A 24078-nucleotide genomic window follows, 5' to 3' on the forward strand; every position below is an offset into this window, starting at 1 on the left:
CCGGCACACTAATTTTTCATATATGCCGTTTTTTTCTCCATCCCGACCCGCCGTTTATTCTTATTTACATATCCCCGCGCTATGCTTAACGCCAACTCATTTAATGGATTTATGATTGATGTCGGTATTAAAGAAAAACAGCGCCAGGCAGCGTGACCAGGAGCGTGCGCGGCTCATCTGGCTCCTGACGACCGATAAAGCGGTTACGTCAACGTTATTGGGTAAGCTAACCCTGGCTGAGCAATATGATGTCGGCACGCTGGCCGACGATATTGCTGAGGTAGGTGCGCTGGTTGCACATTTACCGCCCCCGGACCTGGCGGACACCCTGGAGGCATTGCCTTCCGAAGAGCGCCACGCCCTGTGGCGGCTGGTGCAGGATCACGAGCGCGGTCAGGTATTGCTTGAAGCCTCGGAAAACGTCTGGGATGACCTTATCGATGAGATGAGCGACCGGGACATCCTTGACGCCCTGCAAACGCTGGATATCGATGAGCAGATTTACCTCGTTCAGCATCTTCCGCGCAACCTGACCGGACGCCTGCTGGCTTCCCTGCCTGCTGAAGAGCGGGCGCGCGTGCGTCAGGTGATGCACTACGAGAAAAACAGCGTCGGCGCGATCATGGAGTTTGGCGTCATCACCGTGCGCCCGGACGTCACCCTGGGTACGGTGCAGCGCTATCTTCGTCGCCTGGGCAGTATGCCGGACAACACCGATAAACTGTTCGTCACCTCGCGGGATAAAACTCTGCTCGGGGAGCTGGAGCTGAAAACGATCCTGCTGAGCAGCACCCAGCAGCGGGTGAGTGAGGTCATGGAAACCGAGCCGATGGTCTTCTCGCCGGAAGACGATGCCGAAAAAGCGGCGCGTACCTTCGAACGTGATGACCTGGTGAGCGCGGCGGTGGTGGATTCGGTGGGCAAGCTGATGGGGCGTCTGACCATCGATGAGATCGTTGACGTGGTCTATGAAGAGACCGATAACGACCTGCGTGCCCTTGGCGGGATCAGTGCCGAAGATGACGTTCATGCCTCCGTCGGCAAGGCCGTCAAAACGCGCTGGGCGTGGCTCGCCATCAATTTATGCACCGCGTTCGTGGCGTCCCGCGTTATTGACGGCTTCGAACATACCATTTCCCAGCTGGTGGCCCTGGCGTCGCTGATGCCGATTGTGGCGGGGATCGGCGGGAACACCGGTAACCAGACTATCACCATGATCGTTCGCGCCCTGGCGCTGGAAAACATTCAGCCGGGTAATTTCTCGTGGCTGATTTTCAGGGAGATGGGCGTCGCGCTTATTAATGGCCTGGTCTGGGGCGGCATCATGGGCGGCATTACCTGGTGGCTGTATGATGATATGGCGCTGGGCGGGGTCATGATGCTGGCGATGGTGCTGAATCTGCTGGTGGCGGCGATGATGGGCGTGATTATCCCGTTGACCATGACCCGGCTGGGGCGCGACCCCGCGGTGGGATCGAGCGTGATGATCACCGCCATTACCGATACCGGCGGTTTCTTTATTTTTCTTGGACTGGCGACGATTTTTCTTCTGTAGCCAGCGCTTTTTGCTTAAGTCGGGCAGGGAGGATGAACATCATCACAATCCCGCCCAGCACGCCAATCGCCAGGTTGCCGGTGAAAACCGTTGCCACAACCGTCACCAGCATCACGACGGTTTCAGCCACCGGCGCGTTTTTCAGCGTTCCGGGCTGAACGCTATGCCAGCTAAAGGTCTTGACGGCCACAATGGCCATAATTCCCGCCAGTACCGCCATCGGAATTTTGGCCATCACCTCGCTGAGCGCCGTAACCAGCACCAGCAGTACGATGCCCGCCGCAAGGGTGGAGATACGGCTTCTGCCTTTCCCCATCTCCACGTTAACGATGGTCTGCCCAATCATCGCGCAGCCCGCAATGCCGCCGTAGAACCCGGCCATAATATTGCCCACGCCCAGTCCGATGCTCTCGCGGCGCTTACTGGAGGGGGTAGCGGTCAGCTCGTCCACCAGTTTTGCCGTCAACAAGGATTCCAGCAGGCCAACGAAAGCGATACTTAGCGCGCACGGCCAGATGATGCTCAGGGTTTCCAGATTGAGCGGCACCAGCAGTTGCGTAAAGCCCGGCAAACCGCCGCCCATGGAACCTGCATCCCCTACCGTCGGCAGGATTTGCCCGCTGGTGACGGTGAACAAAGTCAGCAGCACAATGGCAATCAGCGGGGAGGGCACGCTTTTGATATAGCGTGGCACCCAGAGCACAATCAGCAGCGTCAGCACGAACAGGCCCACAATCAGCGGGCTTCGGCTCCAGAAATGGGGCACCTGGGCAAAGAAAATCAAAATGCCAAGGGCGTTAACAAACCCGGTCATCACCGACTGGGGAATAAAGCGCATCAGCCGCGCCATACCCAGCGCGCCGAACAGGATCTGAATCACGCCTGCCATCATCACTGCGGGCAGAATGTACTGTACGCCGTGTTGATGGACCATCGGCCCAATCACCAGCGCGACGGAACCTGCCGCCGCCGTCACCATGGCCGGACGCCCGCCGAGCAGGGAAAGGGCGAAACAGAGCACCACGGAGGCGATAAGGCTCACTTTCGGATCCACGCCCGCGACCACGGAAAACGAAATCACTTCCGGGATCAGCGCCAGCGCGGTAATCACACCGGCCAGGGTTTCGCGCATCAGACGGTGAGGCGAACGTAAAACAGTGGCGACATGGCCTTCTTGAGGTACAGACGAGTGGGGTAATGACATAACAATTCGCTGGTAGGGGCAGGCTTCCGTGCGCGCGATCACAAAGTGCAGCATGATAGCCAGGAAAATCGTCGGGTGCCAGCCTGTCTGCCAAATCCCTACAAACAATCCATCATTAAATTTCACAATTACAATAATTTCGTAACCTTTAAACAATATTTAAAAGTTGCTACCGTGCCACCGCAGCGTGTTTCACCTGTAATTTCCACGCATCAAGCACTATTCAACTAAGGCATAAATGATGAAAAAAATGACTGCCGTGCTCTTTTCTCTGGCCGTGGGGCTGAACGTCGTCTCGATGGCGGCGAAGGCTGACGCACCAAAAGAGCAGGAAACGGATGTCCTTTTAATTGGTGGCGGCATCATGAGCGCCACGCTGGGAACGTATCTTCAGGAATTAGAGCCGAACTGGTCCATGACCATGGTCGAGCGCCTCGATGGCGTGGCACAGGAAAGCTCTAACGGCTGGAACAACGCCGGGACGGGGCACTCGGCACTCATGGAACTGAACTATACGCCGCAGAAAAAGGACGGTTCCATTAGTATCGAGAAGGCGGTAGAGATCAACGAAGCGTTCCAGATCTCACGTCAGTTCTGGTCTCACCAGGTGAACAGCGGTGTGTTGCACAATCCGCACTCCTTCATCAACACCGTACCGCACATGAGCTTTGTGTGGGGCGATCAAAACGTCAACTTCCTGCGCGCGCGCTACGCTGCCCTGCAACAGAGCACGCTTTTCCGCGGGATGAAATACTCTGAAGATCACGCTCAAATCAAAGAGTGGGCGCCGCTGGTCATGGAAGGCCGCGATCCGAACCAGAAAGTAGCGGCGACCCGCACTGAAATTGGTACTGACGTTAACTACGGTGAAATCACCCGTCAGCTGGTGTCCTCTCTGAAGAAAAAAGAGAACTTTAACCTGCAACTCAGCTCCGAAGTGCGTGGTTTCAAGCGCAACGCGGATAACAGCTGGAGCGTGACCGTTGCCGATCTGAAAAACAACGAAGCCGAGCATGTGATTAAGGCTAAGTTCGTGTTTATCGGTGCGGGCGGCGCGGCGCTGAAACTGTTGCAGGAGTCCGGTATTCCGGAAGCGGACGACTACGCGGGCTTCCCGGTCGGCGGCCAGTTCCTGGTGTCGGAAAACCCGGAAGTGGTTAACCGTCATCTGGCTAAAGTGTACGGTCAGGCCTCTGTGGGCGCACCACCGATGTCCGTTCCGCATATCGACACCCGCATGCTGGACGGTAAGCGCGTAGTGCTGTTCGGGCCGTTTGCCACATTCTCCACCAAATTCCTGAAAAACGGTTCCCTGTGGGATCTGCTGAGCGCGACCACGACGTCAAACGTTAAGCCAATGATGGACGTGGGGCTGGATAACTTCGATCTGGTGAAATACCTGATTAGCCAGGTGATGCTCTCTGATGAAGAACGCTTCGAGGCGCTGAAAGAGTACTATCCGCAGGCGAAGAAAGAAGACTGGCGTCTGTGGCAGGCGGGTCAGCGCGTGCAGATTATCAAACGCGATCCGAAAGAGGGCGGCGTGCTGCGTCTGGGCACCGAAGTGGTAAGCGACAAGGATGGCACCATTGCCGCGCTGCTGGGGGCATCTCCGGGGGCGTCTACCGCTGCGCCAATCATGCTGCACCTGATGGAAAAAGTGTTTAAGGACAAAGTATCCAGTCCGGAATGGCAGGCGAAGCTGAAAACCATTATTCCATCCTACGGTACGAAGCTGAACGGTAACGTTGAAGCCACGGAACAAGAGCTGGAATACACCAGCCGCGTTCTGCAACTGCAATACGTCAAACCGCAGGCTGCTGATGCTGCGCCAAAGGCAGAGCTGAAGCCTCAGGTGGAAAGCAAGCCGGTAGCGGATATCGCGCTGTAAGGTAAACGCAAAACGGTAACATCCGTTACCGTTTTTAGTGTTTTCTCCCTCTCCCGGTGGGAGAGGGTTGGGGTGAGGGCACCAGAACGCACCCTTTCCTGGTCGGGTAAGCGAGAGCGCCACCCGACTTATTATTAACGAACTACCGCTTGTCCTACCGTCTCATCCGCCTTCCATACGCGATATTTCACATCCACGTTTTCCGGCGTGTATACGACGATCGGCAGCTTGCTGTTATAGCGCAGCAGACTGTTATCACCCAGATACGCGGTAATAAATTTCTTCTCTTTCTTGCCGTCCGGGCACGCCATCATGGTGGAGACTGGCGAGGTTACTTTGTCGAAGACATAGTAGTCATAGCCCCAGCCTTCCAGCGTTTTGCTTTCCAGCTGGCCGCCCAGGCGATGCTGGTTGCAATCCACTTCCAGCGTCTGGCCGATTAACAGCTCAACTTTGAAATTTGCTTCATCCTGCTGAGCCGGGAGCTGAATAACCTGGCGCTTCATCCCTTTGTCCGCTTGCGGATACGGAGCAACTTTTTCCAGCGGCTGCTCTTTCTGGGTTTCGCTGGCGAAAGCACTGCTGCTGGCGCACGCAGCGGCGATGAGGGCGATGGCAAATTTAGGTGCGTTTTTCACTGTCATTCCTTTTTGTTAAAACGATCCTGGAAAGACTAACATATAGCACGTGAATAGTTGGCACAATTTACTCATATTTTCATTTTAAATGGAGTAATGCACTGCTTTTATGTTCATTTATTGGTGTTTAATGCTGTGTTGGAGTCGATGCGGCAATCGTGTTATTTTACGCGTTAATTATTGTTATTCATCTGTAAAGGGAGGGGAGATGGTACGGGAAAAACTGAAGACACCTGAAGGCCGCAAGTTCCTGCTGGCGTTACTGGTTGTGTTTATGATTGCTGCTGCATGCGTGGGGCGAGCAACCATTGTCGGTGTGATTGAGCAGTACAACATCCCGCTCTCTGCCTGGACAACCAGCATGTTTGTCCTGCAATCGGCGATGATCTTTGTTTACAGCCTGGTGTTCACCGTCCTGCTGGCGATTCCGCTGGGGATTTTCTTTCTCGGTGGGCGTGAAAAACACTAAGCATTGCGCATGCGGAGACAGGCAATAAAAAACCAGCCATAAGCGGCTGGTTTTTTTGTGTAGTTTTGGTCGGCACGAGAGGATTTGAACCTCCGACCCCCGACACCCCATGACGGTGCGCTACCAGGCTGCGCTACGTGCCGACGCATAAAAGGAATACTACTCGATTCCTTTTTGAATGCAAGGGGCAAGCAACGCTAACTGATTCATAAATAATCAGTTAGCGATAAAGCGCTTCTCGTCTGTCAGCACCTGCAACAGCAAACTGAGCTGCGGCTTCTGGTCTTTCAGCTTCTCACCTTCGAGGTTATACGTCTGGTAATTGCCATTGCTGTTCAGCACCAGGGACAACGTCGGCGTGGTCACCACCAGCGTGTTTCCGCCAGCAGCCGTGACCCAGTTATGACGCCGCGTGGCGCTAAAGAGGTCTTGTCCCTGCGAGTACTCAATTGCCGGTGTGCTGACGTGCAGCAGCCGTTGCATTAACGTGGTCATGACGTCTTTATGGTCGGTGAGCATGTTGATGCGCTGCGCGGGAGTGCCCGGCCAGTGGATCACCAGGGGAACATGCAGGTTCGGACGCGACCACTCCATGCCCTTCGCCTCTTCGCCGAGCGGCACGCCATGCCCCGCCGTGATAATCACGACCGTATTATCCAGCTTGCCCGCGTCGCGCAGGGCGGTCAGCACGCGGCCGATCTGCGCATCGACATCGCCCGCCGCACGGCTATAGCGGCGCGCGAAGCCTTTCTGATTGCTGTCATCAAGCGTTGTGCCGTTAAACGCAACCCAGGAGAACCAGCGGTTATCTTCCTGCGCATAGCGCTTCAGCCAGTCTATCCACTGGTCAGCGGTCCGATCGTCAGACTGGCTCTGCGCGGCGGGCAGTGAGAAATCAGACAGCAGCGCCTGGCGGTACAGCGAGCTGTTGAAACCATCAGAGGCGAACAGCCCCAGCTGGTAGCCCTGCTGATTAAGCCCGGTAATCAATGCCGCCGGAATACGGGCCGACAGCACGCCGTCCATATAGCTCGGTGAAATGCCGTAGAACAGGCCGAAAATACCCGCGTCGGTCGAATTACCGGAGCTCATATGCTGAGTGAATACGATGTTGTTCTCAGCGAATTCAGCCAGCGCTGGCATCTGCTTCTCATAGCGGGAATAGTTCAGGCCATCGACGGTAATCAGCAGCACGTTCTGACCGCGGCCCATGTCGCGATATTTCAGATCGCTCAGGGGATACTGCACGCTGACCGCTTCCGGATTACCCTGTTCGACCAGACGACGCTGATACTCCTGCGCGTCCAGCAGGCCGTGTTTTTCGAGGAAACGACGCGCCGTCATCGGATAGGAGAGCGGCAGGTTCGCGCGCTGCATGGTAATCGGGCGGTAGAAGTTCGCATCTGCCCAGATATACATCAGGTGCGAACCGATAAATGAGGCGAAAAAGAGCGCCGCGACGGGCTTCGCATAATGGCGGCGTCGGGTCAGACTGCGGAGTTTTTGCCAGCTCCACGTGGCGAACAGCATTTCGATCAGCAGGATAATCGGCACGCTGATAAACATCAGCTGCCAGTCGCGCGCGGTCTCGTTCTGATCCGGGTTAATCACCAGCTCCCAGACGACAGGATTCAGGTGCAGGTGGAAGCGGGTAAAGACTTCGCTGTCGATCAGCAACAGCGTCATGCCCGCCGTCGCAAGAATGGCGGACAGGAAGCGCATCAGCCGCTGCGACATGACGATAAACGTCAGTGGGAACAGGATCAGCAGATAGGTGGCGAAGACCAGAAAGCTAAAGTGACCAACAAGACTCATCCACGAGTAGATGCGCCCGGTTAACGTGGTTGGCCAGTCCGCCACAAACAGATAACGGCAGCCGAGCACCATCGCCAACAGAATGTTGAACAGGGCAAACCAGTGCCCCCAGCTGACCATCTGGGAGACTTTTTCACGGTAGCGCTGACGATTCGTCACCATAAACTGTTGTTCGTTTCCCTTAGTGTGCCTGGTCGTCGCTAACGGAGGACTGCAAAGCCTGGGCGAAAGATTTGGCGATCGCCTGACGCTGAGCCGGAGCAACGCTGGTATTGATCAGGTTGGTAACCATATTTCCCAAAACCATCAGGGAGAGATCGGTTGGCGTTTTATGTTTTTCCAGTACGTTGACCAGCTCACTGAGCAATTGTTCAACGTGTTCGTCACTGTAGCGGGAATGTTGTGGCATAAATCAAAATCAGTTTGTTGAGAGAAGGGCGACATATTACCGTAGCAACAGCTTTTTTTCCCCTTTTTTATCTTCTGTTGCACACATGCGTTGGTGGTGGTTGAATACCGCCCGGTCTAAAAGGAGAGTTTATCATGAGTCTGGAAATCAACCAGATTGCCTTGCACCAGCTTATCAAGCGTGATGAGCAAACCCTTGAAGTGGTGCTGCGCGATTCGTTACTGGAACCAACGCCTACCGTTGTCGAGATGATGGCGGAGTTGCATCGCGTCTACAGCGCGAAAAATAAAGCCTATGGCTTGTTCAGCGAAGAGAGCGAACTGGCGGATAGCCTGCGCCTGCAACGTCAGGGCGAAGAGGATTTCCTGGCATTCAGCCGCGCTGCTACTGGCCGTCTGCGTGACGAGCTGGCGAAATATCCCTTCGCCGATGGCGGTATCGTCCTGTTCTGCCACTACCGCTATCTGGCGGTAGAGTATCTGCTGGTCACCGTGCTGAATAACTTAAGCAGTATGCGCGTGAACGAGCAGCTGGATATCAGCTCAACGCACTACCTGGATATCAACCATGCGGATATTGTGGCGCGTATCGATTTAACCGAATGGGAAACCAACCCGGAATCAACGCGCTATCTGACCTTCCTTAAAGGCCGCGTGGGCCGCAAAGTGGCGGATTTCTTTATGGACTTCCTCGGCGCCAGCGAAGGGCTGAATGCCAAAGCGCAGAACAAAGGTCTCCTCCAGGCGGTGGATGACTTTACGGCTGAGGCGCAGCTTGATAAATCTGAGCGTCAGACCGTGCGTCAGCAGGTTTACAGCTACTGCAACGAGCAGCTACAGGCTGGAGAAGAGATTGAGCTGGAGTCGCTGTCCAAAGAGCTGGCAGGTGTCAGCGAAGTCAGCTTCCAGGAATTTACTGCGGAAAAAGGCTATGAGCTGGAAGAGAGCTTCCCGGCGGATCGCAGTACGCTGCGTCAGCTGACGAAATTTGCCGGTAGCGGCGGTGGGTTAACCATTAACTTTGATGCCATGCTGCTCGGGGAACGTATCTTCTGGGACCCGGCCACCGACACGCTGACCATTAAAGGCACACCGCCGAATCTGCGCGACCAGCTTCAGCGTCGCACTTCAGGCGGTAAGTAACAGCCATAAAAAAACCCCGCAAACGCGGGGTTTTTCTCGACAGGTTTGCGATTACGCGCGAACGAAGTCGATGTGAGTCAGTTTTGGCTTGAACGCGTGACGCTGAACAGCCTGAACTTTCACTTTTTCTTCTTTACCGTCAACAACGATGGTCAGAACTTCGCTGTAGAATTCAGCTTTGTTCTGCATGTTCCATACTTTGTCGTGATCCAGTTCAATAGCAACTGGAGCAGCTTCGCCACCGTAAACGATAGCCGGGAACTTGTTTGCGGTACGCAGGCGGCGGCTCGCACCCTTACCCTGCACGTTACGTACTTCTGCTTCGATAGTGAACATTGATTTCTCTCTGTATTTAAAACCCTACTACAGGCGACCCAGCAGCAGGTGAGTGTTCTGCCTCACGGATGTGAAGCGGGCGGCATTTTATACTCAAATGGCTCGCGCATCAACGAAAAGTCCCGTTAACCGCGCAATTCGTTTGCCCGGCGAAAGCGTCCTTCATAGTCAAAGACCTTCTCACGCACCTGCCAGAACTGCCCTTTTTTACGGGCGACAACAAAATCAGGATGGCGCAGTAACGCCTGCTGGCGCACGATATCGGCCACGGTTATCCAGCGCAGCGGCACGCCAGGCGTGCGGGTATGCGGGCGGATAAAGAGCTGCTCGAACGCGGTGCGCTGGGCGGGCGTCTGGACCCGGAACCGCTCGCTGACGTCTGCGCCATCCTCGTCGTAGTAGGTAATTTTTAGCCACTCGCCTTTTTCATCCGCGCCGGGCTGTAAGGCCATGCCGGAACAGCGCAGCACCAGCGCATCTTTCAGCTTCAGCGCCGCTTTCAGCATGTCGTCCGGGTCGACCAGGACCGTGTCGCACTCCCGACAGCGGCGGGCGGCAATGTCGTTTTCGGCATTGCACTGCGGGCAGTTTTTGAAGCGGAAGCGGAAGTCACACTGTTCGCGATGGCCTTCATCGTCTTCAAACCAGCCCTGACAGCGGCGGCCAAAATGTTCGATCAGCGTGCCGTCGGCGGTGGTTTTCCCCCAGAAGGTGTTGGCAAACCCGCAGGCAGGGCAAAAAACCTGAACGGGCACGTTGTCGCTCTTGCCTTTTGGCGTGCCGACTTCCGGCGAATAGAGATCGTGCGGGTTACCGGCGTAATCAAGGATCAGACAGTCGGTTTTGCCCGGCGCCAGACGCAGCCCGCGGCCAACAATCTGCTGATACAGGCTGACGGATTCCGTCGGGCGAAGAATCGCAATCAGGTCGACGTGCGGGGCGTCAAAGCCGGTGGTTAGTACGGAGACATTCACCAGATAGCGGAACCGCTGAGCTTTGAAGTCCTCAATCAGGCTGTCGCGCTCCAGGCCGGGGGTTTCACCGGTAATTAACGCCGCGTCGTCGGCGGGCAGCAGCCCCGTAATTTCGCGCGCGTGTTCGACAGTGGCAGCAAAAATCATCACCCCTTTGCGCGTTTGTGCGAACTCTTCAATCTGGCTGATGATATGCGGCGTGATCCGCTTCTGTTTTTTCAGCTCATGGTTAAGATCTGCCTCGCTGAACAGCCCGTTGCTCTGCGCCTGTAAGCGGCTGAAATCGTACTGCACGACGGGCATATCCAGCCGCTCCGGCGGCGTCAGGTAGCCGTGCTTGATCATGTAGCGCAGCGGAAGCTCATAGATACAGTCGCGGAACAGGGCCTTTTCATCGCCACGCACCATGCCGTGATAATGAAACTGATAAATCCAGCCCTTGCCCAGACGAAACGGCGTGGCGGTGAGGCCAAGCAGACGGAGGTGAGGATTCACCTTTTTCAGATGAGTGAGGATTTGCTGATACTGGCTGTCGTCGTCATCGCTGATGCGGTGACACTCATCGACAATCAGCAGGGAAAACTCGCTGCGAAACAGTTCCAGGTTGCGCGCAACGGATTGTACGCTGCCAAACACCACTTTTCCGTGGCTCTCTTTGCGCTTCAGTCCGGCGGCAAAAATGTCGGCCTCCAGGCCGAGTGCGCAATATTTGGCGTGGTTTTGCGCCACCAGCTCTTTGACGTGCGCCAGCACCAGCACGCGTCCGCGGGCCAGGCGCGCCAGTTCGGCAATCACCAGGCTTTTACCGGCTCCGGTCGGGAGAACGATGGCGGCGGGCTCCCGATGCTTGCGAAACCAGGCGAGGGTGGCATCAACGGCTTCCTGCTGATAGGGGCGTAATGTGAACGTCATGGCTTCTCTATTCAGTTAACTCGCATATAGTATGCCACGAAACTTTTTCCCTTGAGTGGCGCAACCAGACCATTATACTGAACTGTTTCTGACTGCTTCTTTTTCGGACGCGTAGTCCGACTTCCAGCACCATTAAGGCTAAAAAGATTTCATGCGACTTGATAAGTTTATCGCTCAGCAACTCGGCGTAAGCCGCGCTATTGCCGGGCGTGAAATTCGCGCCAGCCGCGTAACCGTGGACGGCGACATTGTGAAAGACAGCGCTTTTAAACTCCAGCCTGAGCACCAGGTGGAGTATGACGGCAACCCGCTGACCCAGCAGAATGGCCCGCGCTACTTCATGCTCAACAAACCGGAAGGTTACGTCTGTTCAACGGACGATCCGGATCACCCGACGGTGCTCTATTTCCTCGACGAACCTGTGGCGCACAAGCTGCATGCGGCAGGGCGACTGGATATCGATACTACCGGCCTGGTGCTGATGACCGATGACGGCCAGTGGTCGCACCGCATCACCTCCCCGCGCCATCACTGTGAGAAAACCTATCGGGTGATGCTTGAGTCTCCGGTCTCGGATGACACGGCAGAGCAATTCGCGAAAGGCGTTCAGCTGCATAATGAAAAGGATCTGACCAAACCGGCGGTGCTGGAAATCCTCACCCCCACGGACGTCCGTCTGACCATCAGTGAAGGCCGCTACCATCAGGTGAAGCGGATGTTTGCCGCCGTGGGCAACCACGTTGTGGGGCTGCATCGTGAACGTATCGGCGCGATTGAACTCGATCCAGACCTGGCCCCAGGGGAATATCGCCCGCTGACGGAAGAAGAGATTGCCAGCGTCGGGCTGCCTTCACGCTAAATTCAGGAGAACCCTGTGACCACCAGGCCACACTCGTCGTTTAAAATTGTATTTATCCTTGGCCTGCTGGCCATGCTGATGCCGCTGTCTATCGATATGTATCTGCCCGCGCTGCCGGTGATTTCCGCGCAGTTTGGCGTACCGGCAGGCAGCGCGCAGATGACGCTCAGCACCTACATTCTTGGTTTTGCCCTCGGTCAGCTCTTTTATGGCCCAATGGCCGACAGCCTGGGGCGTAAACCGGTTATCCTGGGCGGGACATTGATATTTGCCGCGGCGGCGGTGGCCTGCGCGCTGGCGCAGAGTATCGATCAGCTGATTGTGATGCGCTTCTTCCATGGCCTGGCGGCTGCTGCTGCAAGCGTGGTGATTAACGCGCTGATGCGCGACGTCTACCCGAAGGAAGAGTTCTCACGCATGATGTCGTTCGTCATGCTGGTCACGACAATTGCGCCGCTGGTCGCCCCCATGGTGGGCGGGGCGGTCCTGGTGTGGTTCAGCTGGCATGCGATTTTCTGGATCCTGGCGATTGCCGCGCTGCTGGCCTCGGTGATGATCTTCGTCTTTATCGATGAAACGCTGCCGGTCGAGCGACGTCAGAAGTTCCACGTTCGCACCACGCTTGGCAACTTTGCCTCGCTGTTTCGCCATAAGCGTGTGCTGAGCTATATGCTGGCCAGCGGCTTCAGCTTTGCCGGAATGTTTTCGTTCCTGAGCGCGGGGCCGTTTGTGTACATCGAACTGAACCATGTGTCACCCCAGCATTTTGGTTACTACTTCGCGCTGAATATTGTGTTCCTGTTTGTGATGACCATTATCAACAGCCGCTTTGTCCGGCGGGTTGGGGCGCTGAATATGTTCCGCGCCGGGCTGTGGATCCAGTTCGTGATGGCTATCTGGCTGGTATTGAGCGCGTTGCTGGGCGTCGGTTTCTGGGCGCTGGTGGTGGGCGTGGCGGCGTTTGTCGGCTGCGTGTCGATGGTTTCATCCAACGCGATGGCGGTGATCCTCGACGAATTTCCGCATATGGCGGGCACCGCCTCGTCGCTGGCAGGAACGTTCCGTTTCGGAATTGGCGCGATAGTCGGGGCGCTGCTCTCGACGGCGACGTTTAATACCGCCTGGCCGATGCTGTGGGCGATTGCCCTCTGCGCGACCTGCTCCATTCTCTTCTATCTTTACGCCAGCCGGCCGCGAAAGACGGCGCATAAATGACCACTTAAGGCCCGTGACGGGCCTTTTTGTTGACCCATATCAACCAACCCTCCGTTCGTTTACCCTGTGTTTGTTTCTTTTATGTAAAATCTATTTATGTAAAAAGTCACATCATTGTATTTAAAAAGGTTGAGTTAGATCGCAGAAACGGGTACATATAGCGCCGATGCGAGCCTGCAACGCCTATAAAATCCGCTAAACAGTGCAGGTTGGCGATGATGTGTTACTATAAATGTAAATAAATTGTGAAGTAAATTTGCTTCCGGGGATCTGAACGTGAATACATTACAACTCTCCATTGTCCATCGCTTGCCCCAGAGCTATCGCTGGTCGACGGGTTTTGCAGGTTCGAAAGTTGAACCGATTCCGCAAAGCGTTGCCGGGGAGGATAATTGTCTGGTGGCCCTCAAACTGCTCAGCCCGAGCGATGAAAATGCGTGGCCGGTCATGGAACGTCTCAGCCAGGCGCTGACGGACATCGAAGTGGACAGCTCCGTGCTGGAATGCGAAGGTGAGCCGTGCCTGTTTGTTAACAGCCAGGATGAGTTTGCCGCCACCTGTCGTCTGAAAAACTTCGGCGTGGCCATTGCCGAGCCGTTCTCCGGTCAATATCCTTTCTGAGTGCTAGTCAGCGGACAATAGCTGGCGCGTGTAATCCTGCGTCGGCGCGGTGAATACGCGCTGGCACTCTCCCTGCTCAACGACTTCTCCCTGCCGCAATACCACCACCTGATGGCAAAGCGCACGCACCACCTGTAAATCGTGGCTGATAAAGATATAGGCCAGCCGATGCTTTTCCTGTAGCCCCTTCAGCAGCGCCAGAATTTGCGCCTGCACGGTGCGGTCCAGGGAAGAGGTTGGCTCGTCCAGCACGATCAGCTCCGGTTTCAGGATCAGCGCGCGGGCAATCGCTATACGCTGGCGCTGTCCGCCGGAAAACTCAGCCGGATACCGGTGCCGGGTCTCGGGATCTAAACCCACTTCCGCCATCACCCGCATCACGTCGATTTCACGCTGTTGCGCCGTCATGGTCGGCTGGTGGACGCGCAGGCCCTCCTCAATAATCTGTAATACGCTCAGGCGCGGGTTAAGCGAAGAGTTTGGATCCTGAAATACCACCTGCATCCGCGGGCGCACGGGAAGCATCATCCGGCGATTCAGGTTTTGCAGCGGCATGCCGTCAAAAACAATGCTTCCCTGAGAGGCGATCAGGCGCAGCAGCGCCAGGCCGGTGGTGCTTTTGCCTGAACCGGACTCGCCCACAAGCCCAAGCGATTCGCCCGGACGCAGAGCGAAGCTCATCTCTTTCAGAACATGATTGTGATCGACCACGCGACGCAAAATGCCTTTGCGGATCGGGAATGACACCGACAGCCCCTCAACCCTCAGCAACGGCGCGCTGTCAGCGTTAAGCGGAACCGGGTCGCCAGCGGGTTCGCTATCGAGCAGGCGCTGTGTATACGGGTGCTGAGGCGCGCTCAGCAGGGCGGATGCCCGGTTCTGTTCCACGCAGCGGCCGTTTTGCATCACGGCCACCGCGTCAGCGAGCTTTTTCACGATGCTCAGGTTGTGCGTAATAAACAGCAGGCTCATGTTCAGCTCGTCGCGCAGTTCGCGCAGCAGTTGCAGAATTTGTGCCTGTACCGTGACGTCCAGCGCGGTAGTAGGTTCATCGGCAATCAGCAGTTCGGGGCGCGTGAGCAGGGCCATTGCAATCATCACGCGCTGGCGCTCGCCGCCGGAAAGCTGGTGCGGGAAATCGTTCAGCCGTTTCGCCGCATTACGGATACCGGTGCGTTCAAGACAGTCCAGAATTTCACCCCGCGCTGCCTCTTTACGCATTCCCCGATGAAGTGACAGCACTTCATAGAGCTGTTTTTCCAGGGTATGCAGTGGGTTGAGCGACACCATCGGCTCCTGAAAAATCATGGCGATGGTGTTGCCACGAATGCCGCGCAGGGTTTGCTCGTCAGCGTTCAGCAGCGATTGTCCATGGAACAGAATATCCCCCTGCGGATAGCTGACCGGCGGGGAAGGGAGCAGGCGCAGCACCGACAACGCCGAAACGCTCTTACCGGAGCCGGATTCCCCGACCAGCGCCAGCGTCTCTCCGCGCTGGATCTGCAACGATAAATCCGTCACCACCGTGCGTGATTCGCCCTGTTTTGAAAACGCAATCGACAGGTTCTCTATACTCAGAAGAGGCCGGGTCATGTCATACCGCCTTGTTGGGATCGAAGGCATCGCGCACGGCTTCGCCAATAAAAATCAGCAGGGAAAGGAGCACCGCCACGGAGAGGAATGCGGCGATGCCCAGCCAGGGGGCCTGGAGATTGTTTTTGCCCTGCAACAGCAGTTCGCCAAGGGACGGTGAGCCCAGCGGCAAACCGAAACCAAGAAAATCAAGCGACGTCAGGGTGGTAATGGAGCTGCACAAAATAAACGGCAGGAAGGTGAGGGTCGCCACCACCGCATTGGGAAGCATGTGACGGAAGATGATTGCGCCATCGCTCACGCCTAACGCCTGCGCAGCGCGAATATAGTCGTAATTCCGCGTACGCAGAAACTCCGCGCGCACCACGCCGACCAGCGCCATCCAGCCGAACAGGACGGTGATCCCGAGCAGCCACCAGAAGCCAGGCTGTACCACGCTGGACAGCAGGATAATCAGAAACAGCGTCGGCATACCGGACCAGACTTCAATCACGCGCTGTCCCCATAAATCTATTTTACCCCCGTAATAGCCCTGCACGGCGCCCGCCACAACGCCCATTACGCTGCTAAAAAGCGTCAGCAGCAGCCCAAACAGGAGCGAGATGCGGGTGCCATAGAGAATGCGCGCCAGCACATCGCCGCCGTTGGCGTCCGTTCCCAGCCAGTTTTGCGCGGAAGGCGGCGAAGGGAAGGGGGTGGACGTGGCGAAGTTAATACTGTTCGCGCCAAAACGAATCGGCGCCCAGATAGCCCAGCCGTGCTGCGCTATCTGTTCACGTAACCAGGGATCCTGGTACTCGGCTGGCGTCGCAAACGGGCCGCCAAAATCGCTTTCGCTGTAGGTAGTCAGCACCGGCACATACCAGCGGTCTTTGAAATGCACCAGCAGGGGTTTATCGTTGGCAATCAGTTCCGAACACATACTTAAGGCGAACAGGACGGCGAAGATCCACAGCGACCAGTAGCCGCGACGGTTGTGGCGAAAGCGCGCCCAGCGGGCCTGATTGACGGGGCTTAAACGCGACATCAGCGGCCCTCAAAATCGATACGGGGATCGACCAGCGTATAGCTGATATCGCTGATGATGTTCAGCAGCAGGCCGATCAGGGTGAAAATGTAGAGTGTGCCAAACATCACCGGATAATCACGGGAGACGGTGGCCTCATAGCCCAGCAGCCCTAATCCGTTGAGCGAGAACATCACTTCTATCAGCAACGAGCCGGTAAAAAACATACTGATGAACGTGGCGGGGAAACCGGCAATCACCAGCAGCATGGCGTTACGAAAAACGTGCTTCCACATGATCTGCTTTTCACCGACGCCCTTGGCGCGCGCGGTGACGACGTACTGTTTGCGGATCTCATCAAGAAAGGCGTTTTTGGTCAGCATCGTAAGCGCCGCAAAACCGCCGATGACCGTCGCCAGCACCGGAAGCGTGATGTGCCAGAAGTAATCGGTGATTTTCTGATACCACGGCAGGGTGCTGAAATCCGCAGAGACCAGCCCGCGCAGCGGGAAGAGGTCGAAATAACTGCCGCCGGCGAAAAAGACAATCAGCAGCACGGCAAACAGAAACGCCGGGATAGCGTAGCCGATGATAATGAATGTGCTGCTCCAGATATCGAAACGGCTACCGTTGTAGACCGCTTTTCGGATCCCCAGCGGAATGGAGACCAGATAAATAATCAGCGTCCCCCACAGTCCGAGCGTGATGGAAACCGGCAGGCTTTGTTTGATCAGGGTTAACACCGAGGCGCTGCGAAACAGGCTGTCGCCAAAATCGAAACGGACATAATCCCAGAGCATCCTGAAATAACGCTCGTGCAGCGGCTTGTCAAAACCATAGCGATGGGTGATCTCGGCGATCACCTCCGGATCCAGTCCGCGACCGCCCCGGTAGTGGCTTTCGCTGATGTTGCCCACGCCCGTCCGGGCATGGCTGGCCCCCATTCCTTCACCGCCGCCGCCCGGCATGCCGCCAGCGTGACCAAATTCTATAGCCGCAATTGCCTGGTCCACCGGACCGCCGGGGGCGATCTGGACGATAAAAAAGTTAATGGTAATGATGGCCCACAGCGTCGGGATCACTAACAGCAGCCGGCGGAAAAGATAAGCGCCCATCGTCACTCCTTAACGCCGCTCTGCGGGCAGTTTTGCGGCTTTATTCACGTCATACCACCAGGTGTCAAAGCCGAGGGTGTAGACCGGGTGAACGGCAGGCAGGGAGAATTTATCCCAGCGGGCCACGCGATCTTCGCCCATATACCACATCGGCAGCATGTAATAGTTCCAGGTTAAGACCCGATCGAGCGCGCGGCCAAGCGGCAGAAGCTTGTTCTTATCGCCCTGAGCGGCGACAATTTTTGCAATCAGCGCATCTATCACCGGGCTCTTTACGCCCGGGGCGTTGTAGGAGGAGTCGATATACCCCGATGCCCAGGAGATTTGCAGATCTGAACTCGGCCACGGCTGCGCGGCCCACAGGGTCTGCATCATGTCGTAATCGCGACTGCGCTTGCGGTTGGTTAACTGGGCCATATCGACCTGGCGGATATTCATGGTGACGCCAAGCCGGGCAAGGTTCTTCTTGAATGGCAGCACCCACTGATCGTTTGCGCCGGAGGCAATCAGCAGTTCGAAGCTGAGCGGTTTACCGGTTTGCACATTAACCCGTTGCCGATTTTTCAGCACCCAGCCAGCGTCATCCAGCAGGTTGCTGGCTTTCAGCAGGTTGTCCCGGTCGAACCCGTTTCCGTCGGATTTGGGCGGTTCAAATACGCGGGTGAACACCTCCGGCGGGAGTTCCGCTTTCATTGGCGCCAGCAAAACCAGCTCGTCCGCGTGGGGATAATCACGGGCGGCATATTCAGTATTCTGGAAATAGCTGTTCGCCCGGCTGTAGGCTCCGTAAAACAGCGCTTTGTTCATCCATTCGAAATCAAACGCCAGGGTAATGGCTTCACGCACCCGACGATCGGAAAAAACCGGGCGCTGAATATTAAACGCCAGCCAGCGCGTGTCCTGCGCGGATTCGTTTTTGTGTTCGTCTTTAACGATATAGCCTTTCGCGAAATTTTTTCCGATATAGCGGGTCGCCCAATTTTTGGCGCTGTTCTCGACACGTAAATCAAACGCGCCCGCCTTAAATGCCTCGAAGGCCACGTTATCATCCAGGTAGTAGTCGTAGCGGATTGTATCGAAGTTCCAGCGGCCCCGGTTTACCGGCAGCGTGGCTGCCCAGTAATCTTTCACCCGGGAATAGATCACGTACTGGCCCATTCGCCAGTCGGTAATGCGATACGGCCCTCCGGCCAGCGGCGGGGTAGAGAGAGGATCGCTCAGCTTATGATTTTTCCAGAAGGATTCGGGCATGACGGGCAGGGAGAACAGGCTCAGCATATTCTCTTTGTTCGGCTCAGGGAGTTCGATTCGCACGGTCAGCGGGGCGATGGCTTTCACCGTGGTGCCCTTGTACACCAGACGAAACTGCGGCACGCCTTCGGTCATAAATTTATGAAAGGTGAATGCCACGTCACGGGCGCTAACTGGCGTACCGTCGTGAAAACGCGCCCGCGGATTAATCGCGATTTCTGCCCAGCTGAAATCATCGGCGTATCGCACGTTCTCGGCGACCAGGGGATAATAGCTGCCGGGCTCGTCGTCGGAGGTGACGAACAGCGTGTCATAGAGGGATTCGGTACGCGCTGCCGCCACGCCGCGCAGGGCAAAGCGGTTAAAGTTGTCAAACGTTCCCGTGGCGGAAAGCGTCACGTTTCCGCCTTTCGGGGCGGCGGGGTTAACGTAATCGTAGTGGTTAAAGTTAACCACGTACTTCGGCTCGCCAATGACGGCAAAGGCCGTGCTCTCTTTGATGGTCTGCGCCTGGCTCGACAGGCTCACCAGCGCCAATAGCGTCAACACAACGCGCATAATCATAGTGCGGCGGATCCCTTTGTTCACAGGCAGGCTCGGTTGAACAGAATAATAAGGGACAGCGCCGTGATTGTGAAATTATTCCCCGAGCGTGATGTCGGGTTGCCACGTCCTGAACTGCTCCAGCGGCATCGGGCGGCCGATCCAGTAGCCCTGAAGATAGTTCACGCCATGCTCGCGCAGCCACGCCGCCTGCTCCGGCGTTTCAACACCCTCGGCAACGGTTAACATATTCAGGCGTTCTGCCAGCGTCAGCACCGCGTCAAGCACTGGCGAGGTGACGGTTTCAGTCCCGATGGCATTCACGAAGCCACGGTCAATTTTCAGGTAATCCATCGTAAAGCGTTCCAGATAGATCAGCGCGCTGTGGCCGGTGCCAAAATCATCGATGGCAATTTCAAAACCTTCTTCGTGCAGCCATTCGAACAGCTGATTAGCCTCGCGGTGGTTGATCATATCGCGCTCGGTTATTTCCAGCACAATCTGGAAGTGATCGGGTGGAAGAGCGGCGGCAAACGCGCGCATATCCTCTTTAAAGCTTTCCGCATGCAGATGACCGGGCGCGATGTTGATCCCAAACTTGGCCCCAGGCGGGAGCACCGTTTGCAGGACAGGGGCATCGCGGATAATCAGGTCAAAAAGATGCAGCGTCAGCGGGACAATCAGCTTCTGCGCTTCAGCGAAATTAATAAAGGCATCCGGTGGAATTTCTCCCATCACCGGATGCTTCCAGCGCATCAGGACTTCCAGCCCGGTCATTTTGAGCGACTGCGCATCCACGACGGGTTGATAGACCACGTAAAACTGGTCGCGTTTGATGGCCGTTAGGATCTCTTTCCCCGGATTAAGACGGATAGAAAGAATATAGAAATTCAACAGGCCCGCCGCGATACCGCAGACCAGGCCGAAAAACAGGGCGTACAGCACTCCATCGGTCGTCCAGGCTTCCGCATAAACATGGATGGTCAGAGGCACATTTTTCAGCGTGGCGGTACGGACCGGGATATCAGGCAAATCACGCGCAGGGACCAGCGTTCCGGAATGGGTTGATAACGCATAATCGCCAATAATGATGGAAATACCGGCAAACTCATCCTGTCTTGAGGTGTAGAGGAGATAAGGAGTCAGGTTAAGATTAACGGAGGTAAATACACCGCCGTCCTTCACCAGTGGGTTGCGATACCAGATGGCAATCGCGGGCTTGTCCGGCATCATGGGGGTGCCCGGCAGGAGCGCCATATCAACCTGTTTATTGATGTGCAGTTCAGGAATAAGCGCTTCCAGAGGGACATTCATCGGGCCGGTGGCGGAAGAGCAGTAGGCGTTTTTATCCCTTACCAGCAAAAAAGCGCGCACGTTGATGCTAAAAGCCGCCCGGGAGGTCAGGGCGGCACTCACTTCCTCGCAGCTGTTCAGCGTGAGTGGCTGGAGCGTATCAATCGACATTTTGAGCTCATCGAAATAGCTCTCCATGTAGACGCTTAAATCGGTAATAAGGGTATCGAATCTGACGTCTCGCTTGTGGTAACTCCAGTAAAACTGTAATGCTCCCAGGAGCAGGGCAGTGAATAACCCCGTAAGGAAACTGAGAAACAGAATCTTGCGGTTGCTGGAGAAGTAGCGGGTAAACATAGATGTCGTGATTCCTGAAATGCCGCTGGATAGTTATCAGTGTAACGGGCAAAAAAAAACACTGCCGGAGCAGTGCTTTTTTTATCGTATCGCCAGCCAAGGGATAACCAACGATACGACAGCAATATTAACTACGGCTCAGAACGCGGCGAGCTTCGTTGTAGCGCTTCTTCCAGTAAGGTTCGTTCATGCTGGAAATCGTCACACCACTGCTGGTGGAAGCATGGACAAACTGATCGTTACCGATATAGATGCCAACGTGTCGACCGGTTGAACCCGCTCTGAACAGGACTAAATCGCCCGTGCGCAGTTTAGTGCGCGAAATGGATTTACCCATTTCCTGCTGTTCATAAGTAGAACGCGGAAGGTCTAACCCAAACTGCTCACGGAACGTACGCTGTACGAACGCGGAACAATCGATGCCTTTCTTGGTGCTGCCGCCCAGACGGTAACGCACGCCTTTCCAGTCAGCATACTGATCCATAATACGCGACTTAACGTCGAGATTACGTACCATATTTTCAAATTCATCCTGAGAGGCTTGCAGTGAAGAGGAATCTTCCATTCCCACAACACGCGTCTCAGGATGCATATTCTTCGCGGTGTTCGTCGTACTACATGCCGAAAGCAGAACCGCCACTGCAATCGCCGGGATCCCCCGCAAGATATATCTCAAGATTGGTTGAGATTTGACCATTTTGTTTGTTTTCCCTTGAAGTCCTTAACGAAAATATCGTTATAAAAATGCCAACCGTGACGAGACTAATAATCTGTTCACAATGAGACAATTCTTTATGGTGAAAACTGTGGCTCAACGCACAAAATTATTCACCATGATAATAATTATCTCAGTGGGGCAAAACGAGTTCGAGGTTAACCGATTGCACGGGGTATTGCGAGCAAAAAAGTCCGTTTTTTTATAAGAAAATGTGATACACAAAGTTACAGCGCGGAATTGCTCAAAATGCCGCCACTCATATCGGTAATCCCTGCAATTGCTTCATTTTTATCACGAATTGTATGACGGGATGATGACAGCGTTGAATGACGCCGAAAAGAAGTGACGCAGGGATCGAAAACGATCCCTGATGAATGGTGTTAATTTTCGTTATTTATTTGTTTCCAGCTTGTTTAAATTTGCCAGGAAGATAGCGATCAAAAATGCCTATTATGCGATCGCTCAGTGGGGTCATCAGCACCCACGGTAAACCAATTAACACCGCCGTGAGGGAGCCTACGGCGATATCTGTCAGCCAGTGAGCGCCAATCATCACCCGCGGGAATGCAAATACCACCACAATAACCAGGGCGATGGTGAAGGCTTTTTTACCAAAATAGCGCAGCATGAAGCCTGCAAAAATCAGCAGCATCATACCGTGGTCGCCCGGGAAACTGTCCTTCGAGGCATCTTTGGTTGGAATATGAAGCAGCTCGCTGACGCGGTTAATATTCGGGAAAAAGAGCGAAGGACTGGCGCGTTTAACCGGCATCAGATGCTGCGCCAGCTGGTTGATAATCACGGCCGTCAGCAGCATCACCAGGCCGATAATCAGAATACGGCGACGACCCGTTTTGTCTTCCTTCAGCCAGAAGGAGAGCATCAGACAGCCCATTGCCAGCAGCGAACAGCCGTCAAACGCGCGGTTGTTGGTGATCGCCACCAGCCACAGGAAGGCTTCACTCTTCGCCAGCGCCTGGTTAAAGAAGTGGAACAGCCCGGAATCCAGCGGGAACCAGAAACCGTGATCCGCCGGGATATACCAGGAGAAAAAGATCGCCAGGCCGGCAGCGTTGAGCAATAAAATAGCAGGAAGTCGAGTCGTCATAGTCTTCAGCAATGTGTGAAATCAGGGGCAACGTTAGCCGCCCAAACTTAAACGAAGCTTCAACAGGCTTGACTGGAGGGCATTCCAGTCGGTATTAACCGCACTAATTAACTCTATCCGGCTGTCGGGTGGCGCGACGTTCTGGGTTTCAATAAAGAAATCCTCGCCCTGACGGTTAATGCGCACCAGACCATCCGGAGTGCGCATGATCCCTTTTACCCGCTCAACCGGCGCGAGTCTCGCCCATTCCAGTATACCAATGGTGTCGAAAACCGTATCGGCATCGAAGATCCACCCGCAGGCCTGATGCCCCTGGCCGCTGTTCAGGTTGCGACGCCAGCGCTGATGCTCCGGCAGGCTCAGTGCAGCCAGGCCTTGCTTCGCGCCGTGGCTATGCGAATGCTCAGCGCTGGCAGGCAGTTGCGTCTGGTTGAGGCGGGGAAGGTCGAGCAAGGCGCCATCAATGTTGCCCTGGGTCGTCTGCACATACTGACGTCCACCGCCAGCCTGCTGCCACCAGGACTGGAACGCGGCCTGACTCTCAGCCGTCGCGCGATCGGATTTATTCGCCACGATAATATCTGCCGAGGCGAGCTGGTCGCGGAAATTGTCATTATTGATCGCTTTTTCATCCAGCAGCTGGCGGGGGTCGAGCAGGCAAAGCGTCGCACGCAGCTCAAGCCACGGCTCGTATACCGGGGCGGTCAGTAAATCAAGGATTTGCTTAGGATGCCCCAGCCCGGTGGGTTCAATCAGCAGACGGTCCGGCTTGCCCTGACGCAGCAGCGTATTCAGCCCGACCTGCATCGGCAGACCATTCACGCAGCACATACACCCGCCCGGGATCTCTTTCACCATCGCGCCGCTGTCGGCGAGCAACGCGCCGTCGATCCCCACTTCGCCAAATTCGTTGACCAGCACGGCCCACTTTTCCGCCGGGTCTTTATTGGCCAGCAAATGCAGAATGGACGTAGTTTTACCGCTGCCGAGAAAACCGGTGATCAGGTTGGTTTTGGTCACGTGCGCTCCGATAAATAATTGTGATGTAGTAACA

The 24078-nt window shown here is 55.5% G+C and carries 21 protein-coding genes and 1 tRNA gene; 7 read left to right on the forward strand and 15 right to left on the reverse strand.

Annotated elements, in window-relative coordinates; all coding sequences use genetic code 11:
* Positions 1-118 precede the first annotated feature (118 nt).
* Entirely contained in the window at positions 119-1555 is a 1437-nt protein-coding gene (mgtE, locus tag SK58_RS09535; RefSeq protein WP_017693027.1) for a magnesium transporter, read from the forward strand.
* Here the strand turns inward: mgtE and SK58_RS09540 are convergent.
* On the reverse strand, positions 1518-2813 hold the full coding sequence (locus SK58_RS09540; RefSeq protein ID WP_026094285.1) for a SulP family inorganic anion transporter: 1296 nt from the start codon (positions 2811-2813) through the stop codon (positions 1518-1520). The two genes, mgtE and SK58_RS09540, sit on opposite strands and share 38 nt — an antisense overlap.
* Positions 2814-3000: 187 nt before the next feature.
* On the opposite strand from SK58_RS09540, the gene mqo reads away from it, so the two are divergent.
* Positions 3001-4650, forward strand: a complete 1650-nt coding sequence (mqo, locus tag SK58_RS09545; RefSeq protein ID WP_017383406.1) for a malate dehydrogenase (quinone) — start codon at positions 3001-3003, stop codon at positions 4648-4650.
* 134 nt (positions 4651-4784) lie between these two features.
* Here the strand turns inward: mqo and eco are convergent, their stop codons facing one another.
* A complete protein-coding gene (gene eco, locus SK58_RS09550; RefSeq protein ID WP_032609713.1) occupies positions 4785-5294 on the reverse strand; it encodes a serine protease inhibitor ecotin in 510 nt (169 codons plus the stop codon).
* A gap of 202 nt (positions 5295-5496) precedes the next feature.
* Here eco and SK58_RS09555 point away from each other — a divergent pair, with 202 nt between their 5' ends.
* A complete protein-coding gene (locus tag SK58_RS09555; protein ID WP_006811332.1) occupies positions 5497-5757 on the forward strand; it encodes a DUF2534 family protein in 261 nt (86 codons plus the stop codon).
* A 66-nt stretch (positions 5758-5823) separates the two neighbouring features.
* On the opposite strand, the gene SK58_RS09560 is transcribed toward SK58_RS09555, so the two are convergent.
* The 3 genes from SK58_RS09560 to SK58_RS09570 all read right to left on the reverse strand — a co-directional run bounded on the left by SK58_RS09560 (position 5824) and on the right by SK58_RS09570 (position 7981).
* Positions 5824-5900, reverse strand: a tRNA-Pro gene (locus SK58_RS09560).
* A 73-nt stretch (positions 5901-5973) separates the two neighbouring features.
* On the reverse strand, positions 5974-7734 hold the full coding sequence (gene yejM / locus SK58_RS09565; protein ID WP_047717195.1) for an LPS biosynthesis-modulating metalloenzyme YejM: 1761 nt from the start codon (positions 7732-7734) through the stop codon (positions 5974-5976).
* A 19-nt stretch (positions 7735-7753) separates the two neighbouring features.
* On the reverse strand, positions 7754-7981 hold the full coding sequence (locus SK58_RS09570; protein ID WP_001135586.1) for a YejL family protein: 228 nt from the start codon (positions 7979-7981) through the stop codon (positions 7754-7756).
* A gap of 134 nt (positions 7982-8115) precedes the next feature.
* On the opposite strand from SK58_RS09570, the gene yejK reads away from it, so the two are divergent.
* Complete coding sequence (yejK, locus tag SK58_RS09575; RefSeq protein ID WP_017693031.1) at positions 8116-9123, forward strand: nucleoid-associated protein YejK; 1008 nt, start codon at positions 8116-8118, stop codon at positions 9121-9123.
* A 51-nt stretch (positions 9124-9174) separates the two neighbouring features.
* Here yejK and rplY read toward each other — a convergent pair whose 3' ends face one another.
* Both rplY and SK58_RS09585 read right to left on the reverse strand, forming a co-directional pair.
* Positions 9175-9459, reverse strand: coding sequence for a 50S ribosomal protein L25 (rplY, locus tag SK58_RS09580; protein WP_015572298.1), 285 nt, complete (start codon positions 9457-9459; stop codon positions 9175-9177).
* A gap of 125 nt (positions 9460-9584) precedes the next feature.
* Positions 9585-11345, reverse strand: coding sequence for a DEAD/DEAH box helicase (locus SK58_RS09585; RefSeq protein WP_015572299.1), 1761 nt, complete (start codon positions 11343-11345; stop codon positions 9585-9587).
* Between the two features lie 151 nt (positions 11346-11496).
* Between SK58_RS09585 and rsuA the strand changes: the two genes are divergently transcribed.
* The 3 genes from rsuA (at position 11497) to SK58_RS09600 (ending at position 14040) form a co-directional block, all read left to right on the forward strand.
* Positions 11497-12204 (forward strand): 16S rRNA pseudouridine(516) synthase RsuA, encoded by a 708-nt coding sequence (rsuA, locus tag SK58_RS09590; protein ID WP_017383401.1) that lies wholly within the window; start codon positions 11497-11499, stop codon positions 12202-12204.
* Positions 12205-12219: 15 nt separating this feature from the next.
* The gene (locus tag SK58_RS09595; protein WP_003859373.1) at positions 12220-13419 is read left to right on the forward strand and encodes a Bcr/CflA family multidrug efflux MFS transporter; all 1200 of its coding nucleotides are present in this window, start codon (positions 12220-12222) and stop codon (positions 13417-13419) included.
* Positions 13420-13695: 276 nt separating this feature from the next.
* Positions 13696-14040 (forward strand): YejG family protein, encoded by a 345-nt coding sequence (locus SK58_RS09600; RefSeq protein WP_003859372.1) that lies wholly within the window; start codon positions 13696-13698, stop codon positions 14038-14040.
* Positions 14041-14043: 3 nt separating this feature from the next.
* On the opposite strand, the gene yejF is transcribed toward SK58_RS09600, so the two are convergent.
* The 8 genes from yejF to SK58_RS09640 all read right to left on the reverse strand — a co-directional run bounded on the left by yejF (position 14044) and on the right by SK58_RS09640 (position 24044).
* On the reverse strand, positions 14044-15633 hold the full coding sequence (gene yejF / locus SK58_RS09605) for a microcin C ABC transporter ATP-binding protein YejF (protein ID WP_048219752.1): 1590 nt from the start codon (positions 15631-15633) through the stop codon (positions 14044-14046).
* Between the two features lies 1 nt (position 15634).
* Positions 15635-16660, reverse strand: a complete 1026-nt coding sequence (locus tag SK58_RS09610) for a microcin C ABC transporter permease (protein ID WP_015572302.1) — start codon at positions 16658-16660, stop codon at positions 15635-15637.
* Positions 16660-17754, reverse strand: coding sequence for a microcin C ABC transporter permease YejB (locus SK58_RS09615; protein ID WP_017383397.1), 1095 nt, complete (start codon positions 17752-17754; stop codon positions 16660-16662). Before SK58_RS09615 ends, SK58_RS09610 begins: the two co-directional genes overlap by 1 nt.
* Before the next feature lie 9 nt (positions 17755-17763).
* Complete coding sequence (locus SK58_RS09620; RefSeq protein ID WP_048219755.1) at positions 17764-19569, reverse strand: extracellular solute-binding protein; 1806 nt, start codon at positions 19567-19569, stop codon at positions 17764-17766.
* Positions 19570-19644: 75 nt separating this feature from the next.
* A complete protein-coding gene (locus SK58_RS09625) occupies positions 19645-21198 on the reverse strand; it encodes a cyclic di-GMP phosphodiesterase (protein WP_048219757.1) in 1554 nt (517 codons plus the stop codon).
* Between the two features lie 127 nt (positions 21199-21325).
* Positions 21326-21895, reverse strand: a complete 570-nt coding sequence (gene mepS, locus SK58_RS09630; RefSeq protein ID WP_003859364.1) for a bifunctional murein DD-endopeptidase/murein LD-carboxypeptidase — start codon at positions 21893-21895, stop codon at positions 21326-21328.
* A 415-nt stretch (positions 21896-22310) separates the two neighbouring features.
* On the reverse strand, positions 22311-23024 hold the full coding sequence (locus SK58_RS09635) for a phosphatase PAP2 family protein (protein WP_017693036.1): 714 nt from the start codon (positions 23022-23024) through the stop codon (positions 22311-22313).
* Positions 23025-23057: 33 nt separating this feature from the next.
* Entirely contained in the window at positions 23058-24044 is a 987-nt protein-coding gene (locus tag SK58_RS09640; RefSeq protein ID WP_017383393.1) for a CobW family GTP-binding protein, read from the reverse strand.
* Positions 24045-24078: the final 34 nt, after the last annotated feature.

This window comes from Enterobacter sp. BIDMC93 (assembly GCF_001037805.1).
Classification (GTDB): domain Bacteria; phylum Pseudomonadota; class Gammaproteobacteria; order Enterobacterales; family Enterobacteriaceae; genus Enterobacter; species Enterobacter hormaechei_C.

What these genes read in the sequence shown, in the direction of transcription:
- SK58_RS09620 (WP_048219755.1), bottom strand. Translation starts at nt 19,569, where the DNA reads ATGATTATGCGCGTTGTGTTGACGCTATTGGCGCTGGTGAGCCTGTCG.
- SK58_RS09570 (WP_001135586.1), bottom strand. Translation starts at nt 7,981, where the DNA reads ATGCCACAACATTCCCGCTACAGTGACGAACACGTTGAACAATTGCTC.
- SK58_RS09540 (WP_026094285.1), bottom strand. Translation starts at nt 2,813, where the DNA reads ATGCTGCACTTTGTGATCGCGCGCACGGAAGCCTGCCCCTACCAGCGA.
- SK58_RS09610 (WP_015572302.1), bottom strand. Translation starts at nt 16,660, where the DNA reads ATGTCGCGTTTAAGCCCCGTCAATCAGGCCCGCTGGGCGCGCTTTCGC.
- SK58_RS09585 (WP_015572299.1), bottom strand. Translation starts at nt 11,345, where the DNA reads ATGACGTTCACATTACGCCCCTATCAGCAGGAAGCCGTTGATGCCACC.
- SK58_RS09555 (WP_006811332.1), top strand. Translation starts at nt 5,497, where the DNA reads ATGGTACGGGAAAAACTGAAGACACCTGAAGGCCGCAAGTTCCTGCTG.
- yejM (WP_047717195.1), bottom strand. Translation starts at nt 7,734, where the DNA reads ATGGTGACGAATCGTCAGCGCTACCGTGAAAAAGTCTCCCAGATGGTC.
- yejF (WP_048219752.1), bottom strand. Translation starts at nt 15,633, where the DNA reads ATGACCCGGCCTCTTCTGAGTATAGAGAACCTGTCGATTGCGTTTTCA.
- eco (WP_032609713.1), bottom strand. Translation starts at nt 5,294, where the DNA reads ATGACAGTGAAAAACGCACCTAAATTTGCCATCGCCCTCATCGCCGCT.
- SK58_RS09615 (WP_017383397.1), bottom strand. Translation starts at nt 17,754, where the DNA reads ATGGGCGCTTATCTTTTCCGCCGGCTGCTGTTAGTGATCCCGACGCTG.
- SK58_RS09625 (WP_048219757.1), bottom strand. Translation starts at nt 21,198, where the DNA reads ATGTTTACCCGCTACTTCTCCAGCAACCGCAAGATTCTGTTTCTCAGT.
- mepS (WP_003859364.1), bottom strand. Translation starts at nt 21,895, where the DNA reads ATGGTCAAATCTCAACCAATCTTGAGATATATCTTGCGGGGGATCCCG.
- mqo (WP_017383406.1), top strand. Translation starts at nt 3,001, where the DNA reads ATGAAAAAAATGACTGCCGTGCTCTTTTCTCTGGCCGTGGGGCTGAAC.
- rplY (WP_015572298.1), bottom strand. Translation starts at nt 9,459, where the DNA reads ATGTTCACTATCGAAGCAGAAGTACGTAACGTGCAGGGTAAGGGTGCG.
- SK58_RS09635 (WP_017693036.1), bottom strand. Translation starts at nt 23,024, where the DNA reads ATGACGACTCGACTTCCTGCTATTTTATTGCTCAACGCTGCCGGCCTG.
- mgtE (WP_017693027.1), top strand. Translation starts at nt 119, where the DNA reads ATGTCGGTATTAAAGAAAAACAGCGCCAGGCAGCGTGACCAGGAGCGT.
- yejK (WP_017693031.1), top strand. Translation starts at nt 8,116, where the DNA reads ATGAGTCTGGAAATCAACCAGATTGCCTTGCACCAGCTTATCAAGCGT.
- rsuA (WP_017383401.1), top strand. Translation starts at nt 11,497, where the DNA reads ATGCGACTTGATAAGTTTATCGCTCAGCAACTCGGCGTAAGCCGCGCT.